This is a genomic window from Kitasatospora sp. UYEF31, from assembly GCF_057291755.1.
This window is the reverse complement of record NZ_JBXAWK010000017.1, coordinates 67787-80685: the sequence shown is the minus strand read 5'-3', so window position 1 is coordinate 80685 and position 12899 is coordinate 67787. Positions and strand designations below refer to the sequence as shown.

The 12899-nt window shown below is 69.9% G+C and carries 11 protein-coding genes; 5 read left to right on the top strand and 6 right to left on the bottom strand.

What is annotated here, in order from left to right; all coding sequences use genetic code 11:
• Window position 1 precedes the first annotated feature (1 nt).
• Complete coding sequence (locus tag AC0Z36_RS11375; RefSeq protein ID WP_485462661.1) at window positions 2–1219, bottom strand: thiolase family protein; 1218 nt, start codon at window positions 1217–1219, stop codon at window positions 2–4.
• Between the two features lie 320 nt (window positions 1220–1539).
• Between AC0Z36_RS11375 and efeO the strand changes: the two genes are divergently transcribed.
• Window positions 1540–2664 carry an iron uptake system protein EfeO gene (gene efeO / locus AC0Z36_RS11370; RefSeq protein WP_485462660.1) on the top strand — a complete coding sequence of 375 codons (1125 nt, stop codon included), beginning with the start codon at window positions 1540–1542 and terminating at the stop codon, window positions 2662–2664.
• Window positions 2665–2719: 55 nt separating this feature from the next.
• Entirely contained in the window at window positions 2720–4003 is a 1284-nt protein-coding gene (efeB, locus tag AC0Z36_RS11365; protein ID WP_485462659.1) for an iron uptake transporter deferrochelatase/peroxidase subunit, read from the top strand.
• 93 nt (window positions 4004–4096) lie between these two features.
• Here the strand turns inward: efeB and efeU are convergent, their stop codons facing one another.
• From efeU to AC0Z36_RS11345, 4 genes are all read right to left on the bottom strand, one after another.
• The gene (efeU, locus tag AC0Z36_RS11360) at window positions 4097–4942 is read right to left on the bottom strand and encodes an iron uptake transporter permease EfeU (RefSeq protein WP_485462658.1); all 846 of its coding nucleotides are present in this window, start codon (window positions 4940–4942) and stop codon (window positions 4097–4099) included.
• 165 nt (window positions 4943–5107) lie between these two features.
• Complete coding sequence (locus AC0Z36_RS11355) at window positions 5108–6385, bottom strand: HRDC domain-containing protein (RefSeq protein ID WP_485462657.1); 1278 nt, start codon at window positions 6383–6385, stop codon at window positions 5108–5110.
• A gap of 177 nt (window positions 6386–6562) precedes the next feature.
• A complete protein-coding gene (locus AC0Z36_RS11350) occupies window positions 6563–7222 on the bottom strand; it encodes a LuxR C-terminal-related transcriptional regulator (protein WP_485462656.1) in 660 nt (219 codons plus the stop codon).
• A 195-nt stretch (window positions 7223–7417) separates the two neighbouring features.
• Window positions 7418–8026 carry a DUF3000 domain-containing protein gene (locus AC0Z36_RS11345; protein ID WP_485462655.1) on the bottom strand — a complete coding sequence of 203 codons (609 nt, stop codon included), beginning with the start codon at window positions 8024–8026 and terminating at the stop codon, window positions 7418–7420.
• A 242-nt stretch (window positions 8027–8268) separates the two neighbouring features.
• Here AC0Z36_RS11345 and hemE point away from each other — a divergent pair, with 242 nt between their 5' ends.
• Entirely contained in the window at window positions 8269–9348 is a 1080-nt protein-coding gene (hemE, locus tag AC0Z36_RS11340; protein WP_485462654.1) for a uroporphyrinogen decarboxylase, read from the top strand.
• A gap of 58 nt (window positions 9349–9406) precedes the next feature.
• On the opposite strand, the gene AC0Z36_RS11335 is transcribed toward hemE, so the two are convergent.
• Window positions 9407–10444, bottom strand: coding sequence for a DUF4349 domain-containing protein (locus AC0Z36_RS11335; protein ID WP_485462653.1), 1038 nt, complete (start codon window positions 10442–10444; stop codon window positions 9407–9409).
• Between the two features lie 85 nt (window positions 10445–10529).
• Between AC0Z36_RS11335 and hemG the strand changes: the two genes are divergently transcribed.
• Window positions 10530–12020, top strand: a complete 1491-nt coding sequence (gene hemG / locus AC0Z36_RS11330) for a protoporphyrinogen oxidase (protein WP_485462652.1) — start codon at window positions 10530–10532, stop codon at window positions 12018–12020.
• Window positions 12021–12145: 125 nt separating this feature from the next.
• Window positions 12146–12826, top strand: a complete 681-nt coding sequence (hemQ, locus tag AC0Z36_RS11325) for a hydrogen peroxide-dependent heme synthase (RefSeq protein WP_485462684.1) — start codon at window positions 12146–12148, stop codon at window positions 12824–12826.
• Window positions 12827–12899 lie beyond the last annotated feature (73 nt).

Here is a 12899-nt window from a genome sequence, read left to right as displayed (position 1 = left end):
ATTACTTGTTCCCCTCAGTGCCGTACGCAACATGGTTCGGGTTCTCCCAGACGACCGTGCCGCCCATGCCCAGACCGATGCACATGGTGGTCAGGCCGTAGCGCACCTCGGGGTGCTCCTCGAACTGCCGGGCCAGCTGGTTCATCAGCCGCACACCGGACGAGGCCAGCGGGTGGCCGAAGGCGATCGCGCCGCCGTACTTGTTCACCCGTACGTCGTCATCGGCGATGCCGTAGTTGTCGAGGAAGGCCAGCACCTGCACGGCGAAGGCTTCGTTGACCTCGAACAGGCCGATGTCGTCGATGGACAGGCCGGCCTGGGCCAGCGCCTTGTCCGTCGCCGGGACCGGACCGATGCCCATGACCTCGGGCTCGACGCCCGCGAAGGCGTACGACACCATGCGCATCTTGACCGGCAGACCCAGCTCGCGCGCCACGTCCTCGGCGGCGATCAGCGAGGCGGTCGCGCCGTCGGTCAGACCCGACGAGTTGCCCGCGGTCACGTTGCCGCGCACCCGGAACGGCGTCTTCAGCCCGGCCAGGGCCTCCAGCGACGTGCCCGGACGCATCAGCTCGTCCTGCGTGGCCAGACCCCAGCCCTGCTCGACGCTGCGCGTGGCGACCGGGACCATGTCCAGCTGGATCTTGCCGTCGGCGTACGCCTTGGCGGCCTTCTCCTGGCTGCGCACCGCGTACTCGTCGGCGCGCTGCTTGGTGATGTGCGGGAACCGGTCGTGCAGGTTCTCCGCGGTGTTGCCCATGCTCAGCGCGGACGGGTCGACGATCCGCTCGGAGAGGATCCGCGGGTTCGGGTCCATGCCCTCGCCCATCGGGTGGCGGCCCATGTGCTCGAGACCGCCGGCGACGGCGATGTCGAGCGAGCCGAAGGCGATACCGCCGGCGACCGAGGTCACCGAGGTCATCGCGCCGGCGCACATGCGGTCGATCGAGTAGCCGGGGACCGACTTGGGGAGGCCTGAGAGCAGGGCCGCGACACGGCCGATGGTCAGACCCTGGTCGCCGATCTGCGTGGTGGCGGCGAGGGCCACCTCGTCGATCCGCTCCGCGGGCAGCGACGGGTTGCGCCGCATCAGCTCGCGGATGCAGGCGATCACCAGGTCATCGCTACGGGTCTCGTGGTAGATGCCCTTGGCACCCGCCTTGCCGAAGGGGGTGCGGACGCCGTCGACGAAGACGACGTTCCTGACGTTTTGAGGCACGGGAGCATTCCTCCTGCGGTGGACTGCGCGCTGCACCGGTGAAGGGTCCTGCCGGACAGCTCTTTGGACCCATGCTACTCATGAGTAACCAATTCGCGAAGGGGGGCTCTCCGGTGCGCTGGATCACGTCGTGCGCGAAAGCACTCCGCGGCGCCGGAACTCAAGCCGCAGGTGGGCCCGCCCCGGTATGTGACTGTTCCCGCAGTCCTGTCACAATGCCGCTGAGGTATGGCTAACTTAGCTATGCCTAACCTTGCTTGATCTGATCTCTGCCGCCGCTTCCGTCCCCGGGGCGGGCTGAACCGTACTTGGAGTGTTGAATGTCCGCCGTCCGCCGTTCCCTCGCCACCGCCGCCGTCCTCGGCCTCGGGTTCCCCCTGCTCGCCGCCTGCGGAGGCGACTCAGGGAGCTCCGACGCGGTTAAGATCACCGCCTCCGACAAGAAGTGCGAGCTGAGCAGCAAGGACTGGAAGACCGGCAAGAACACGCTCAAGGTCGCCAACAAGGGCAGCCAGGTCACCGAGCTGTACGTGTACGCCGCCGGCGACCGCATCGTGACCGAGCGCGAGAACATCGGCCCCGGCACGTCGGTGGACATCAACTTCGAGATCAAGCCCGGCAAGTACCAGGTCGCCTGCAAACCCGGCATGAAGGGCGACGGCATCCGCCAGGACGTCACCGTCGCCGGCGCCGTCACTGAGAAGCAGATCGACCCGCGCCTGGCCAAGGCCGTCGTGGACTACCGGTCCTTCGTCCAGAAGACCGTCGACGACTCCGAGCCGCTCGTGCAGTCGTTCACCGACGCGGTCAAAGCCGGCGACGTCGCCAAGGCCAAGGACCTGTACGCCAAGTCCCGCCTCGGCTGGGAGACCATCGAGCCGGTCGCCGAGGCGTTCGGCGACCTCGACCCGAAGATGGACATCCGCGAGGCCGACCTCGAAGCGGGCCAGGAGTTCACCGGCTGGCACCGCCTTGAGAAGACCCTGTGGACCACGGGGCAGATCACCGGGGACGACAAGAAGTACGCCACCGCGCTGATGGCGGACTTCAAGGACCTCCAGGCCAAGGTCGGCGGTGCGGAAGTCACGCCCACCTCGATGGCCAACGGTGCCAAGGAACTGCTCGACGAGGTCGCCACCGGCAAGGTCACCGGCGAGGAAGAGGCGTTCAGCCACACCGACCTGGTCGACTTCGCGGGCAACGTCGACGGGGCGAAGAAGGCGTACGAGCTGCTCAAGCCGTACGTGGCGGAGAAGGACGCGGCCCTGGCCGGCACCCTGGACGCGGAGTTCACCAAGATCCAGGGCCTGCTCGCCAAGTACAAGCAGGGCGACACCTACGTCTCGTACGAGACCGTGGACGCGGCCAAGCGCAAGGAACTGTCGGACTCGGTCAACGCGCTCGCCGAGCCGCTGTCCAAGCTCGCCGGCGCCGTCTCCCAGTAAGCAGAGCCGAGTAAGCAGCCCCACCCGCTGGAACCTGGCAAAGGAGAGGCCGTCGATGACGGAAGAACACGACAACACCGCGCCGGCGGCCGTTCCTGATGGTCCGTCGGGAACCGTCTCCCGGCGGGCCCTGCTCGGCTGGACCGGCGGCGCCCTCGCCGTGGGAGCCGTCGGCGCCGGCTCGGTCACCGCCGTGGTCGCGCACGCGTCCGAAGCGGAGACGGACGACTCGCCCACCCACGCCGTCCCGTTCCACGGCGCGCACCAGGCCGGTATCACCACACCCGTACAGGACCGTCTGCACTTCGTCTCGTTCGACGTCGTCACCGACGACCGGGCGAAACTCGTGCGGATGCTCCAGGACTGGACGGCCGCCGCGACCGCCATGACCGCGGGTAGGGACGTCGGCCGCGGCGCCGTCGGCGGCATCCCCGAGTCCCCGCCGGACGACACCGGCGAGGCCCTCGGCCTGCCCGCGAACAACCTGACGCTGACGATCGGCTTCGGCCCGTCCCTGTTCCTCAAGGACGGCAAGGACCGCTTCGGCATCAACGGGAAGAAGCCCGAGGCGCTCGCCGACCTCCCGGCGTTCCCCGCGGACAAGCTCGACCCCGCCCGCTCGGGCGGCGACATCTGCGTCCAGGCCTGCGCCGACGACCCGCAGATCGCCGTGCACGCCATCCGCAACCTCGCCCGCCTGGGGTTCGGCACGGTCGCGGTCCGCTGGTCGCAGCTCGGCTTCGGCAAGACCTCCTCCACGACACCGAACGCGTTGACTCCGCGCAACATGTTCGGTTTCAAGGACGGCACCCGCAACATCGCCTCCGACGAGACCGCCCGGCATCGCGAGTTCGTGTGGACCAGCGAAGGACCGCAGTGGATGCGCGGTGGCTCCTACCTGGTGGCCCGCCGGATCCGGATGCACATCGAGACCTGGGACCGTACGCCGCTCCAGGAGCAGGAGGACATCTTCGGCCGGACGAAGGGCGAAGGCGCGCCGTACGGAGCGGTCAAGGAACACGACCCGGTGCCGCTGAAAGCCCTCCCCGTGGACTCGCACGTCCGGCTGTCCCACCCCGATTCGAACAACGGCGCGACCATCCTGCGCCGCGGCTACTCGTTCGTCGACGGCTCCGACGGCCTGGGCCGCCTGGAGGCGGGCCTGTTCTTCCTCGCCTACCAACGTGACCCGCGTACGGGGTTCATCCCCGTCCAGAAGCAACTGGCGGCGAAGGACAAGATGAACGAGTACGTCCAGCACGTCGGCAGCGCACTGTTCGCGTGCCCGCCCGGGGTCACCGGCCCGGACGACTACTGGGGCAAGGCGCTCTTCGCCTGACTGAGCTGCGTCGGCATGGACGGAAGTCCCCTCTGAAGATCTTTCAGAGGGGACTTCCGCACAAGATCGACGCGCCTCCGGCGCGGCGGCGGATCAGGCTGCGGTGACCGGCTCGCGCTGCGCCGCCGGGGACTTCTCCACCCTCGGCTTGTGGAAGCAGAACACCAACATCACCGGCACCAGGTAGGCCGCCCACACGCACACCTGGAACACCGTCGGGTCGGGCTGGAAGTTGAAGATGCCCTTGAGCAGCGTGCCGTACCAGCTGTCCGGCGGGATCGTGTCGGAGACGTCGAAGGCCTTGTTGTTCAGGCCGGGCAGGAAGTCCGCCTCCTGCAGGTCGTGGACTCCGTACGCGAGGACTCCCGCCGCCACGACGATCAGCGCGCCGCCGGTCCAGGTGAAGAACTTCGCCAGGTTGATCCGCACCGCGCCCCGGTAGAACAGGTAGCCGAGCACGATCGCGCTGGCCAGGCCGAGGACCACGCCGACCAGCGGGTCGGTGCTGTCACCGGTGGCCCGGACCGCCGTCCAGACGAACAGGGACGTCTCCAGGCCCTCGCGGCCCACCGCCAGGAAGGCGGTCAGCACCAGCGCGCCGGTGCCCATGGCGACGGCGGCGTCGAGCTTGCCGTGCAACTCGGTCTTCATGGAGCGCGCGGTGCGGCGCATCCAGAAGACCATCCAGGTGACCAGGACGACGGCGGCGACCGACAGGCTGCCGCCGAACAGCTCCTGCTGCTCGAACGTCATCTCCGCGGAGGTGTACGTCAGGACGGCGGCGAAGCCGAGGCTGAGGGCCACCGCCGCGCCGATGCCGGTCCAGACCGGCGGCAGCTTTTCCTTGCGGCCGGTCTTGACCAGGTACGCCACCAGAATGCTGACGACCAGGGACGCCTCCAGGCCCTCCCGCAGTCCGATCAAATAGTTGGCGAACACCGGCCCTACCTCTCACGATTATGTGTATTAGGTAAGGCTTACCAATATTTTGGGTGAAGTGTCCAGACCGCGCCCCGCGGGCTGTGCCACTGGACAGGACCAGCCCCGGGTGCCCGGAGCGCGCGAACGCGTCTCCGGTACACCCTGGACGGTGGTTCCGCGAGGTCAGACGGTGTCCGCGGGCACCGCTGGTTCTTCCGTACGGTGGGCCTCGATGCGCAGGAACGCACCCGCCAGGACCGGCGCGGTCAAGGTCACCTGCCACTCGCGGGCGCCGTACGCACGCAGCCGGGCGGAGACCGCGTCCTGCGCCGGGACCGCGGGCGGGTCCCAGGCCAGGCGACGCACGGAGTCCGGCGCGAGCAGGTTCTCAGTCGGCAGCCCGTGCTCGTCGGCGATCGCCGCGACCGCAGTCTTAGCGGCGACGAGCCGCTCGGCGGCCACCGGGTCCTTGTCCGTCCAGGCGCGGGCCGGCGGCGGGCCGTCCGGCGCGAGGGTGTTGGGCGGCAGCTCCGAGTTGGGCAGCCCCCGGGCGAGCTCGATCGCGGCCAGCCACGTCCTGGACTCACGGCGCGAATCACGCCCGGTGAAGCCCGGCAGCGCCATCAGCGCACCGACCGACGGCGGCAGCGCGAGCGCGGCCTCGACGATCGCGGCGTCCGGGATCACCTTGCCCGGTGTCACGTCCTTGGCCTGCGCGATCTCGTCACGGGCTTCCCACATCGCGCGGACCACGGCGAGCTGCCGGGGCCTGCGGACGCGGTGCATGCCCGACGTGCGCCGCCACGGGTCCACCCGGGGAGCCGAGGGCCCGGCCGCGACGATCGCGGCGAACTCCTCCAGCGCCCAGGCGAGCTTGCCCTGCTCACGCAGGGTCTCCTCGATGGCATCGCGCAGTTCCACCAGGACTTCGACGTCAAGCGCCGCGTAACGCAGCCAGGGCTCGGGCAGCGGACGGGTCGACCAGTCGACGGCCGAGTGGCCCTTCTCCAACTGGAAGCCGAGCACCGACTCGACCATCGCGCCCAGGCCGACCCGGGGGAAGGACGCCAGCCGCCCGGCCAGTTCGGTGTCGAAGATGCGCTGCGGGACCATACCGACCTCACGCAGGCACGGCAGGTCCTGGGTGGCTGCGTGCAGGACCCACTCGGCGTCGGCGATGGCCGAGTTCAGGGAGGTCAGATCAGGGAGTGCGGCAGGGTCTACGAGCGCGGTCCCCGCGCCGGCGCGGCGCAGCTGGATCAGATAGGCGCGCTGTCCGTAGCGGTACCCGGAGGCCCGCTCGGCGTCCACGGCCACCGGGCCGTGCCCGCCGGCGAACGCCTCGACGGTACGTGCCAGCGCGGCCGGATCGGCCACGACGGGGGGCACGCCCTCACGTGGGGCCAGCAAAGGAACCGGCGCCGGAGCTTCGGATGTGGATTCGAGAGAGGCGTCGGTCACCGGTTAAACATAACGCGGATCCCCGACCGGTGGGTTCGCCACCCGTCGGGGATCCGCGTCTCGCTTGCGCTTGTATGAAGCGCGGGGTTCCTGTGGTGAGGGGATCCCACAGGATGATCGTGTTGCTGGCAACCGTCGTTCAGCTGTTCCCGGCAGTCTGCCCGGGACGGCTTCCGGTCAGCTGATGATGCCCGCGCGCAGCGCGAGTGCCACCATGCCGGCCCGGTCCCCGGTGCCCATCTTGCGGGCGATCCGGGCCAGGTGGCTCTTGACCGTCAGCGCGGACAGGCCCATGGCCTGGCCGATCGCCTTGTTGGAACGGCCTTCGGCAACCAGGCGCAGGACCTCGATCTCACGGGCCGACAACTCTCGGACTCCGGAAGATGGGTCGGCTCCGTGTTCCGGCCGGAGCCGTGGAGCGTGTGACATGCCAACCATGCCGGCTTGCCTGTGCTGTCCAGGATTCGTTCCCGCCCGCGCACCCGTCACGACATAGCCCCGTACACCCGCGGCGAGCGCGGAACGTACAGCACCGATGTCGTCGGCTGCGGAGAGTGCCAGCCCGTTCGGCCAACCGGAAGCGCGCATCTCCTGGAGGAGAGCGAGCCCGGAGCCGTCAGGCAGATGCACGTCGGCGACACAGAGGTCGCGCGGCGTGCCGGCACGGGAGCGAGCCTCGGCGATGGTGGACGCCCCGACGACGTCACGCACACCGAGGGCCCACAGATGACGGATGACCGCGTCGCGGACCCGGGGGTCTGCGACGACAACCATCGCCGTGGGCTTGGAAGGACGGTAGGCAAGCAGGTTTGCTGGGTGGTCGAGAAGTACCGACACCGGGCCTCCTGCGCAGTGATCGCGATTCCCGGGAAGTTGGGGTGAACTACTCCCCGGGGTGGTCACATGATGCTTCGGCAGCTTTCCCGTCCGGCTTTAGAAGAAGATCCAGATCCGTTATGTGCCGTTGATATGGATAAGCGTGGATGCGGCTACTTTTCCGGGCCGTCCACAGCACCCCGGGGCCGGTGCGGTTCAGGGCGAGCGGCGCTGCGGGAGCTGGACGACATCCCGGTGCGTCTCCACTGGCGGCAGCCCCGCGCACGTGCACAACATCTCCGTCCACGCCCGGACATGCGCGCCGAAATCTTCACCCACCGGAGTCCACGACGCGCGGATCTCAATCTCCGTACGGGCGGACCGGCCCGCCAGCGAGCCGAAACTCTGCGACGTCGTACGGCTGACAGTGCCGCTCGGCGCGGTGAACAGCGCGCGCTGCGACTCCAGCGCCTCGGTCAGCCACGACCAGCCCACCTCGGGCAGCAGCGGGTCGATGGCCATCTCCGGTTCCAGCTCCGCCCGGGAGAACGTAACGATCCGGAACGGCCCTTCCCAGCCCTCCTGCCCGTCCGGGTCGTGCAGCAGCACAAGCCGGCCCGCGGCCGGTTCATCGTCCTCGCCCAGCACCACCTCGGCCACGAACGCCGCTGAGAACGGCGCCAGCTTCCGCGGACCCGCCATCTCATTGATCTCGATCTCCGGCCGCACTGCGGCACCACGCATCCCGGCTACCGCGCGGCGGAACGCCTCAGGCTCCCCGGCCCCCGCTGAACCGCCGCTCCCGGCCTCGCCCACTCCTGCCATGCGGTGAGCGTAGGGTCACCTCTCCGGTCCGCCCGGGAGGCGCGCTGTCCTGTCCCCGCGGCGGATCGAAACGTGACTTCCGGAGCGAAGCGGAGGAAGTCACGCTCCGATCCGTGACCTGGGTGTCCCCGCACTTCGCTCCAACGCCGGGCCGTGCTGCGACAGGGGTTTTTCGGCGTACCCAGGTACTCCCGACCGGGGCTCAGCGGTCGGAGACGGGGCATGAGTGCGAAGATGGCTCCGTGACTGCTTTGACTTCTTCGTCCGGCACCGCCCCCTCCACCGCTCCTGCCGCCGCGCGGGACTCCGCCTTCCTGAAGGCCTGCCGCCGGGAGGCGGTGCCGCACACACCGGTGTGGTTCATGCGCCAAGCCGGCCGATCGCTTCCCGAATACCGCAAGGTCCGTGAGGGCGTCGCCATGCTCGACTCGTGCATGCGCCCCGATCTGGTCACCGAGATCACGCTGCAGCCGGTCCGCCGGCACAACGTGGACGCGGCCGTCTTCTTCAGCGACATCGTGGTGCCGCTCAAGGCCATCGGCATCGACCTCGACATCAAGCCGGGCGTCGGCCCGGTCGTCGAGAACCCCATCACCACCCGGGCCGACCTCGCGCAGCTGCGCGACCTGACGCCCGACGACGTCCCGTACATCACCGAAGCGGTGAAGCAACTGGTCGGCGAGCTGGGAGCGACCCCGCTCATCGGCTTCGCGGGCGCTCCGTTCACCCTCGCCAGCTACCTCGTCGAGGGCGGGCCCTCGAAGAACCACGAGCGCACCAAAGCGATGATGTACGGCGACCCGCAGCTGTGGCGCGACCTCGTGGACCGGCTCGCGGTCATCACCGGGGCGTTCCTCAAGGTGCAGATCGAAGCGGGCGCCTCCGCCGTCCAGCTGTTCGACTCCTGGGCGGGCGCGCTGTCCGCGCAGGACTACCGCGACCTGGTCCTCCCGGCCAGCCGCAAGGTCCTCGCGGAAGTCGCCCCGTACGGCGTCCCGCGTATCCACTTCGGCGTCGGCACCGGCGAGATCCTCGGCGCGATGGGCGACGCCGGGGCTGAGGTCGTCGGCGTCGACTGGCGCATCCCGCTGTCCGAGGCCGCAGGCCGGGTCGGCCCCGGCAAGGCCCTGCAGGGCAACCTCGACTCGGCCGTACTGTTCGCCGGGTGGGACGCCGTCAAACAGAAGACCGACGAGGTGCTCGACAGCGCCAAGGGCCTCGAAGGCCACATCTTCAACCTCGGCCACGGCGTCCTGCCGGACACCGACCCGGAGATGCTGACCCGGCTGACCGAGTACGTCCACGAGCAGACCGCAGTGTGACCTGAGCTGAGAAGTGTGGGGCCGACCGCAGTAGTCGCGGTCGGCCCCACTTTTTCCGTCAGCTGCCCGCCGGGGGATTCTCCGGCGGCGCGGGCGGGGGCGGCGTGTGCGGGCGGTCCGCGTACGCCTGCCACTGGCCGGCCGGGGTGGGCTGCCGGCGCTGCTCCCGGCGTTGCCTCCACGCGGCGGCCCACCGCTGCGCCGGTCGCCCCGTGAACCGGTTGACCAGCCAGACCAGTACGGCGATCACCAGGAACGGCAGCAGCGTCAGCAGCACGATCAGGATCACCGACACCACGTCGACCAGCGCGTCCCAGCCGGTGCGCAGGGCGTCGCCGAGCCGGTCGGTGAATCCGTCGTCGTCCTTCTTTTTCTCCTTCTCCGCTACGGGCGGCGGGTTCGTGCCGGACACCGCGAGGGTGATCGTCGCCATGTCGGCCTGTGCAGTCAGCGACTGCTGACGCTTCAACAGTGCGTCCAAGTCCGCTTCGCGGCGCGTCAGTTCGCTCTCCAATGAGACGATGTCGGCGATCGACACCGCCTTCTCCATCAGCTGCCGTACCCGGGCCACGCTCGCCCGCTGACTGTCGATCCGCGAACTGACGTCCACCACCTCGTCGGTGACGTCCTTCGCGTTGCGCTGCCGGTTCAGGATCTCGCCGAGACGGCTGAGGTCGTCCAGCGTCTTGTCGAAGGCAGCCGGCGGCACCTTGAGCGTCAGCGTGCTGTCCTGCCGACCACTGTCCCGCCGGGTCTGCTCGTCGGCGACCAGGCCGCCCGCCCCGCGGATCAGGCTCTGCGCCTGTGCCACGGCCTCCTGCACGTCCTTGGCCCGGATTCGCACCTCGGCGGTCAGGACCACCTTGCGCTGCCCGGCCGCGGGGTCCGTCTTCCCGTTCGTCTGACCAGTCGGGGCCACGGCCTTCCCCGGTGCCGGCGCACCGGCCGGCGTGGGCGCCTGGGGTGCCGCCGCACCTGTTCCGGGCCGGTTGTCCGACGTGTTCTTGTCCCCCGGTGAATCACTGCTGCACCCGGTCAGCAGCAGTCCCGCCCCGAGCACTGTCGCGACTGCGACTCTGACTCGCTTCATCCGCATGTTTACCCCCCGATTGCAGCCATGGTGTGCCGCTGTGACGGGCCTGGTCCCTGTTAGGTTCCGGACGTTGTGAAACAGTGACCACATGCGATCAGCGGGCACCCAGGCCATCTCGGAAACCAGGCACATCGCCGTGGTCGGCGGTGGGATCTCCGGCCTGGCCGCCGCCTGGCACCTGCTGCGGAACACCGGGCCCGGCGTACGGGTGACCATCCTCGAAGGTGCCGCACGGATCGGGGGGAAACTCACGTCAGCCGAAGTCGGCGGCATCACCGTGGACGTCGGCGCGGAGTCGATGCTTGCCCGCCGCCCTGAAGCGGTCGCTCTCGCCCACGAGGTCGGACTCGCCGACCTGACGACCCCCCCTGAGCCGGTCGGCGCGTCGGTCTGGACCCGCGGCGCGCTGCGCCCCATGCCGCGCGGCCACGTCATGGGAGTGCCCGGCGACCTCGGCCCGATCACCGCCAGCGGAGTGTTGTCCCCGGCAGGTCTCGCCCGCCTTGCCGAGGACCGGACGCTGCCGGTCCGTCCGTACGACGGCGATGTGACCGTCGGGGACTATGTGGCCTCCCGCCTCGGCCGCGAGGTGGTCGACCGGCTGGTCGAACCGCTGCTCGGCGGCGTCTACGCGGGAGACGCGTACAAGATCTCCCTGGCCGCCGCGGTGCCGCAACTGCTGCCTACGGTCCGGAGTGGCGGTTCGCTGCTCGACGGCGTCCAGGCGCTGCTCGCCAAGGCCCCGCCGGACACCACGCCGGTCTTCCAGGGCATCCGCGGCGGCGTCGGCACCCTGCCGACCGCGGTCGCGGACGCCGTCCGGGCGACAGGACGTGGCACAGTGCGGACGGACACGACGGTGCGGGTCCTCGACCGCACCCCGACGGGGTGGCGCCTGACGCTCGGCCCCGCTCATGCGACAGAGACCCGTACGCCCGAATTCTTCGAAGCCGACGCTGTGGTCCTCGCGCTTCCGGCGGCACCCGCGGCGCGGCTCCTGCGCCCGCACGTGCCCGCCGCCGCCGATGTGCTCGCCGGAATCGAGTACGCGAGCATGGCGATCACGACGTTCGCGTTCCGCCGTACGGACGTCTCCCTGGCCGGCAGCGGCTTCCTCGTCCCGGCGGTCGACGGGCGGAGGATCAAAGCCAGCACCTTCTCCAGCAACAAGTGGGCCTGGGTCGCCGCAGCCGACCCGGACACCTTCATCCTGCGCACCTCGGCGGGCCGCGCCGGGGACGTCACCGCACTCCAGCGGGACGACGCCGACCTGATCGACGACGCCCGCGCCGAACTGGGCGAAGCCGTCGGTCTCGACGCGAAGCCGCTCGACGCGGTGGTCACCCGCTGGGGCGGCGGCCTCCCGCAGTACGCCGTCGGCCACGTCGACCGCGTCGCGGGCGTCAGGGCGGCGGTGGCCGGGCTGCGGGGCCTCGCGGTCTGCGGCGCCGCGTACGACGGTGTGGGCATCCCCGCCTGTATCGCCGGTGCCCGGCGTGCGGCGGACGGGCTGCTCGCCGGTCTGCCGGTGCCCCCCGGGCTGAAAACCGCCACCGACCGTGGACAATCGGACGTATGAGTGAGCCCACCACCACCGCAGCGTCCGACGCCGAGCAGATCCGTGAGCTGGAGGTGGTCATCGACGGGGAAGCCGCACCCGACGAGGACATCCCCGCCGCGGAGGGGCGGCCCGACCGGTCGAAGATGAAGGCCCGCGACCTCAACGAGGTCGTCCGCTACACGATGTGGTCGGTGTTCCGGCTGCGCGAGCCGTTGCCCGGCAACCGGGCCGGCATGGCCGCCGAGGTCGAGGAGCTGTTCGAGCAGTTGCTCGACAAGGACGTGGTGGTCCGCGGGACCTACGACGTGTCCGGGCTCCGCGCCGACGCCGACCTCATGGTCTGGTGGCACGCGGAGAGCTCCGACGAACTCCAGGAGGCGTACAACCGCTTCCGCCGTACGGGCCTGGGCCGGCTCCTGGAGCCGGTGTGGTCGAACATGGCGCTGCACAGGCCCGCCGAGTTCAACAAGAGCCACATCCCGGCGTTCCTGTCCGACGAGGAGGCACGCGACTACGTGTGCGTCTACCCGTTCGTCCGGTCGTACGACTGGTACCTGCTGCCGGACGCCGAGCGCCGCACGATGCTCGCCGAGCACGGCAAGCTCGCCCGCGGCTTCCCGGACGTACGCGCCAATACGGTCGCGTCGTTCGCCCTCGGCGACTACGAGTGGCTTCTCGCCTTCGAGGCGAACGACCTGTACCGCATCGTCGACCTGATGCGTGAGCTGCGCGCCTCCGACACCCGGCTGCACGTGCGCGAGGAGGTGCCGTTCTTCACCGGGCGCCGCCGCCCGGTGTTCGAGCTGCTGGCCGGGCTCGCGTAGTAGACCCGGACACGACGGAGGGCCCGTGGGAGATTTTTCCTGCGGGCCCTTTTGCTGTGGGTGGTGACTGTGT

Coding starts and splice junctions, on each gene's coding strand:
- hemG (WP_485462652.1), top strand. CDS start 10,530: ATGCGATCAGCGGGCACCCAGGCCATCTCGGAAACCAGGCACATCGCC.
- AC0Z36_RS11345 (WP_485462655.1), bottom strand. CDS start 8,026: ATGGCAGGAGTGGGCGAGGCCGGGAGCGGCGGTTCAGCGGGGGCCGGG.
- efeB (WP_485462659.1), top strand. CDS start 2,720: ATGACGGAAGAACACGACAACACCGCGCCGGCGGCCGTTCCTGATGGT.
- AC0Z36_RS11335 (WP_485462653.1), bottom strand. CDS start 10,444: ATGCGGATGAAGCGAGTCAGAGTCGCAGTCGCGACAGTGCTCGGGGCG.
- hemQ (WP_485462684.1), top strand. CDS start 12,146: ATGAAGGCCCGCGACCTCAACGAGGTCGTCCGCTACACGATGTGGTCG.
- efeO (WP_485462660.1), top strand. CDS start 1,540: ATGTCCGCCGTCCGCCGTTCCCTCGCCACCGCCGCCGTCCTCGGCCTC.